Source organism: Romboutsia sp. 1001713B170131_170501_G6, assembly GCF_015668195.1.
Classification (GTDB): domain Bacteria; phylum Bacillota; class Clostridia; order Peptostreptococcales; family Peptostreptococcaceae; genus Romboutsia_C.
This window is the reverse complement of sequence record NZ_JADPFC010000021.1, coordinates 1-5,804: the sequence shown is the minus strand read 5'-3', so window position 1 is coordinate 5,804 and position 5,804 is coordinate 1. Positions and strand designations below refer to the sequence as shown.

The 5,804-nt window shown below is 29.2% G+C and carries 3 protein-coding genes and 2 rRNA genes; 4 read left to right on the top strand and 1 reads right to left on the bottom strand.

The features are described from left to right. Positions 1–10 precede the first annotated feature (10 nt). A 5S ribosomal RNA gene (rrf, locus tag I4U89_RS15365) occupies positions 11–127 on the top strand. 138 nt (positions 128–265) lie between these two features. Here the strand turns inward: rrf and I4U89_RS15360 are convergent. Continuing rightward, positions 266–1,447, bottom strand: a complete 1,182-nt coding sequence (locus I4U89_RS15360) for a pyridoxal phosphate-dependent aminotransferase (protein ID WP_195941133.1) — start codon at positions 1,445–1,447, stop codon at positions 266–268. Positions 1,448–2,081: 634 nt separating this feature from the next. Between I4U89_RS15360 and I4U89_RS15355 the strand changes: the two genes are divergently transcribed. The 3 genes from I4U89_RS15355 to I4U89_RS15345 form a co-directional block, all read left to right on the top strand. Next, positions 2,082–4,433 (top strand): anaerobic ribonucleoside triphosphate reductase, encoded by a 2,352-nt coding sequence (locus I4U89_RS15355; protein WP_195941132.1) that lies wholly within the window; start codon positions 2,082–2,084, stop codon positions 4,431–4,433. Between the two features lie 17 nt (positions 4,434–4,450). Further along, on the top strand, positions 4,451–4,990 hold the full coding sequence (gene nrdG, locus I4U89_RS15350; protein ID WP_195941131.1) for an anaerobic ribonucleoside-triphosphate reductase activating protein: 540 nt from the start codon (positions 4,451–4,453) through the stop codon (positions 4,988–4,990). Between the two features lie 482 nt (positions 4,991–5,472). Continuing rightward, positions 5,473–5,804, top strand: a 16S ribosomal RNA gene (locus I4U89_RS15345); the annotation flags it as partial.

The following is a 5,804-nucleotide window of genomic DNA, read 5'->3' as shown; positions in this document are numbered from 1 at the left end:
ATAAAGATTATGTGGTTATTATAGCAAAGAGGATACACCTGTTCCCATACCGAACACAGAAGTTAAGCTCTTTAGCGCTGATGGTACTTGGGGGGCGACCCCCTGGGAGAGTAAGACGTAGCCACGTAATCTTTTTTATTTTATAAAAAAGTATAGGTTTATTTAAACCTATACTTTTTGTATTTTTAAATCAATAAAATTTTTATTAATATCTAAATATAATTTATAAATTTTTATTAAAGTTAAATGTTTAAATGAATTTAGATTAAGCTAAAGAATTTATAAATTTATCAAGTCTATCTACCCCTTCTAAAAAAATAAATTCATCGCAGGCAAAAGAAATTCTTATATAATCATCTAATCCAAAAGCTATTCCTGGAACAACAGCTACATTATAAGTATCTAAAAATTTACTACAAAATTCTAATGAAAAACTTCCATTATAGCTTAATGTATTTTTTAGTTTGGATATATCTATAAACACATAAAAAGCACCATAAGGTTTTATATAACTTATATTATTAATTGAATCTAGTTTAGCACAGATCAATTTTCTTCTTAATTTATACTCATCTACGAATTGATTTATATCTGAGTTACATTCCTTTAGAGCTCCATAGGCTATGTATTGAGATGTAATACAAGGATGTGATACAGAATGACCTTGTATAGAACTTATAGCTTTTGCTATAGAGCTATTAGATGCAATATATCCTAATCTAAGGCCAGTCATATTAGTTGATTTTGAAAAGCCATTAATTGTTATTGTTATATCCTTAGCTAAATTACTTATAGATGCTATTGATGTAAAATTATCTTTATAACATATTTTTTCATATATTTCATCAGCTAGTATGTATATATTATTTTTATAGCAAATTTCTACTATCTCTTCTAACTCATTTTTAGTGTAGATACTTCCTGTAGGGTTATTTGGGTTATTCAATATAAGAGCTTTGGTATTTTTGCTTATGTATCTAGACAAGTCTTCGGCTCTTATTTTAAAAGAATTATCTTTAGATGTGTGTATAAATACTGGAATTGCATTTACTATTTTGACAATCTCTGGATAGCTTACCCAATATGGTATAGGGATTAAAACTTCATCATTTGGATTAGTCAAGGCGAGTAATGTATTTGTTAAGCAATGTTTTGCACCACTAGATACCACTATATCTTCTGGACAATATGTACAATTATTTTCTTTTAAAAGTTTTTTACAAATTTCTTCTTTTAAAGGTTTTATTCCAGTTACAGCGTCATATCTAGTGCAATTGTTATTTAATGACTCTATTCCATAAAGTTTAGCTCTAATAGGCACGTTGAAATTAGGCTCGCCTATACTCAAATCTATTACTTCTAGGTTAAGACTTTTAAGTTGTCTAATTTTAGAACTTATCTCTAAAGTATAGGAAGGGGTTAACATTTCTAATCTTTTAGATAACATAAAATCTCCTTTATTTATAAAGTTAACTTATTGGGCATAAGCACTAATTGTATTAAAAAAAGTGTAATTGATGTTTAAATACAGTTTTTTTAATATTAAAAAATCTATTACATTGGAAAATTATATTGATAAATTAATATTACAAATAATTAAAATTAAAGAGGAATTTGATTGAGCAATATAGTAAATATATTATATTAGTAATTAATGTATAATATTATACTATTTACAGTATAAAATAAATTATATTAATTACTAATGTATTAGACTATATTGGATAACCTAAAGTTGTAATTATAAATTCAATATAAGCAATAATATTTTGAATTTCCAAATTTTTATGTTGTAGTAAGTATATGAATAAGATTATTAAATATGAATAAATTATAAAAAAAAATAAAAAAATAATATTTTTTTGTATATGTTACAAATACTAAGCTTCAAATTATCCACATAGCAATTTCAATGCTTTAGGTTAGTTTGACTAAAATTTCTAAATTTGCTACTCTATTTAAGTAAACATCGAGACAGTCCCTTTAAAAGATTAAAGGGGATTTTTTTTAAGTTTAAACACTATATGTAGTAAAAAACAATGAAACAAATACAATATATAGTAATTAGGGGGCGCTTTAAAATGATAAATTATGTTAAGAAAAGAGATGGAAGAATAATACCTTTTAACTCAGATAGGATAACTAGAGCTATATTTTTAGCCGCAAGTAAAATAGCTCAGCAAGATGGGAAATCAGCAGATTATAATATAGCGGAAGAATTAACACAAGAAGTCATAAAGTTATTGAATAAGAAGTATATAAATTCAATTCCAGGAGTAGAAGATATTCAAAATGCAGTAGTAAAAGTGTTAATAGAAACAGGTCATGCAAAAACTAGTGAAGAGTACATAATATATAGAACAGAAAGAAGTAGAATCAGAAATTCAAAAACAAGACTTATGAAATCTATTGAAGAGATAACTTTTGAAGATGCAAATGATGCAGATATAAAAAGAGAGAATGCTAATATAGATGGAAATACTGCGATGGGTACTATGCTTCAATATGGAAGTACAGTATCTAAAGAGTTTTGTAAAACGCATGTAATAAAGCCAGAGCACTCATATGCTCATGATAATGGAGATATACATATACATGATATGGATTTTTTAAATATGGGTACTTTAACTTGTTGTCAAATAGATATTAATAAGCTATTCAAAGGTGGATTCTCAACAGGACACGGATTTTTAAGAGAGCCAAACGATATAATAAGTTATGCAGCATTAGCAGCTATAGCTATTCAAAGTAATCAAAATGATCAACATGGTGGACAAAGTATACCTTTCTTTGATTATGGTCTAGCAGAAGGTGTATATAAGACTTTTAAAAAGTTCTATATAGATAATATATCAAAGGCTATTAAATTATTTAAATCTGAGGATAAGACAGAGGAAATAAAGTGTATAGTAAATGATATCGAGTATAGACTTAAGACTAAATTAAGTATAAAAATAGAAGATGAATATAAACAAGAAGAGACTAGAGAGCTAATAGATAAATTAGGATTAGATGAAGCATTTGTAGAGAATATACAAAAATTTGCATATTCAGAAGCTTATAGAGAGACAGATAGAAGAACTTATCAAGCTATGGAAGCATTTATACACAATCTTAATACTATGCACTCTAGGGCAGGTGCTCAGGTACCTTTTTCTAGTGTGAACTTTGGAACAGATGTTACTGAAGAAGGTAGAATGGTCACTAAGAACCTTTTATTATCTCTTGAAAGTGGACTTGGAAATGGTGAGACGCCAATTTTCCCAATTCTAATATTTAAAGTTAAGGAAGGAATAAGTTTAAACCCAGGAGATCCAAATTATGATTTATTTAAATTAGCATGTAGAGTATCTGCTAAAAGATTATTCCCTAACTTTAGTTTCTTAGATGCTCCTTTCAATATAAAATATTACGAAGAAGGAAATCCTGAAACAGAAGCTACATATATGGGATGTAGAACTAGAGTACTTGGAAATGAATGTGGTGAAGAAACTGTAAGTGGAAGAGGTAATCTATCATTCACAACTATAAATCTTCCAAGGCTAGGGATTAAACATGGATTAATAAGCAAAAAAGTTGTAGATATAGATGGATTTTTTGAAGAATTAGATGAAAAAATTAATTTAGTAATAGAACAATTGCTAGAGAGAATGGAAATACAAGGTAATAAAAAAATGAAAAACTTCCCATTCTTAATGGGACAAGGAGTATGGAAAGGTTCATCAGAGTTAGGACCAGAAGATAAATTAAAAGATGTAATAAAGCAAGGAACATTAACGGTTGGATTTATAGGTCTAGCTGAATGTTTAATAGGTCTTATAGGAAAGCATCATGGTGAAAGTGAAGAAGCTCAAGAATTAGGTTTAAAAATAATAGGGCATATGAGAAATAGGATGGATGAAGCAAGTAAAGAGTATGGGCTGAATTTTTCATTAATAGCAACCCCAGCAGAAGGTTTATCAGGAAGATTTACTAAGATGGATAGAAAGATATATGGTGATATAAAGGGTATAACAGATAAAGAGTACTATACTAATTCATTCCATATACCAGTATATTATAAGATAAGTGCCTTTGATAAAATAAGACTTGAAGCTCCATATCATAACCTAACTAATGCTGGACATATAACATATATAGAGTTAGACGGTAATCCATCAGATAATTTAGAGGCTTTTGAAACTATAATAAGAGCTATGAAAGAAGAAGGAATTGGGTATGGTAGTATAAATCACCCTGTAGATAGAGATCCAATATGTGGTTTTTCGGGGGTTATAGAAGGTAATATATGCCCTTATTGCGGAAGAAATGAAGAAGATAGTAGTATAAAATTTGAAAGAATAAGAAGAATAACAGGATATTTAGTAGGTACGGTAGATAGATTTAATAATGCTAAGCAAGCAGAAGTTCGTGATAGAATAAAGCATAAGTAATGAAGGGGGGATAAGTTATGAAAATAAGAATAGCATCACCCATTACTTTTGATAGTATAGTTGATGGTCCAGGGTTAAGGATGGTTATATGGACACAAGGGTGTATTCATAACTGTGAAGAATGTCATAATCCTCAAACACATAGTCTAAGAGGAGGCTATGAAGTAGATACAAAAGAAATAATTGATAAATTAAATAAATTAAAATTACAAAGAGGAATAACTCTCTCTGGAGGAGAACCATTTTTACAGACTGAGGCACTAGAAGAAATTGCTAAAGAGGCAAAAGTTAATAATTTAGATGTATGGAGTTATACAGGATTTACATTTGAAGAACTTTTAAACGATAGAAATCCAAATAGATTTAAAAATTTAAACTTATTGAAACATATAGATGTTTTAGTAGATGGTAAATTTGAAAAGAATGAAAAAGACATATTTTTAAAATTTAGAGGTTCCTCTAATCAAAGGATAATAGATGTAAAAAAAACATTAAAAGAAAAGAAAATAATATTAGCTGAAGAATATATCGAGAGAGAGTTATGTGAAGCTAAATAATAAAAAAGCTATAGGTAAAATTATAAAATTTTAGCCTATAGCTTTTTTATTTACAATAAATATTATAAATAAAACTGTTGATAATTATGTTAGTATTGTGGATAAAAAAACTTAGATCCTTAGCATTTCAATGTTAATAAGTTGTTAATATGTGGATAAAATAAAATGATAAAATGTAAAGTAAAATTAAGATGAAAAAAATGTTGAAAAAAGTATTGACCATATAAAATTAAGGTGATATAGTATTACTTGTCCTTAAGAAAAAGGAAAACAACAAGAAAAACAAACAACGAAAAAGAGTTGACAAAGTAAAATTACTTTGATAAACTAAGGAAGTTGTGAACAAGTAGCGCCGACACAGTCGCTTAAAATGAACTTTGAAAATTAAACAGTAGGTTAATTTATATAACTGATTCTTAAAAGAATCGAAAACAAACCAAGCCAGATATTCAGATAATGATAGTCTGAGCAGGTAACAACTTTTATTTGAGAGTTTGATCCTGGCTCAGGATGAACGCTGGCGGCGTGCCTAACACATGCAAGTCGAGCGATTCTCTTCGGAGAAGAGCGGCGGACGGGTGAGTAACGCGTGGGTAACCTGCCCTGTACACACGGATAACATACCGAAAGGTATGCTAATACGAGATAATATGAGAGAGTCGCATGGCTTTCTTATCAAAGCTTTTGCGGTACAGGATGGACCCGCGTCTGATTAGCTAGTTGGTAAGGTAACGGCTTACCAAGGCAACGATCAGTAGCCGACCTGAGAGGGTGATCGGCCACATTGGAACTGAGACACGGTCCAAACTCCTAC

Coding starts and splice junctions, on each gene's coding strand:
- I4U89_RS15355 (WP_195941132.1), top strand. CDS start 2,082: ATGATAAATTATGTTAAGAAAAGAGATGGAAGAATAATACCTTTTAAC.
- I4U89_RS15360 (WP_195941133.1), bottom strand. CDS start 1,447: ATGTTATCTAAAAGATTAGAAATGTTAACCCCTTCCTATACTTTAGAG.
- nrdG (WP_195941131.1), top strand. CDS start 4,451: ATGAAAATAAGAATAGCATCACCCATTACTTTTGATAGTATAGTTGAT.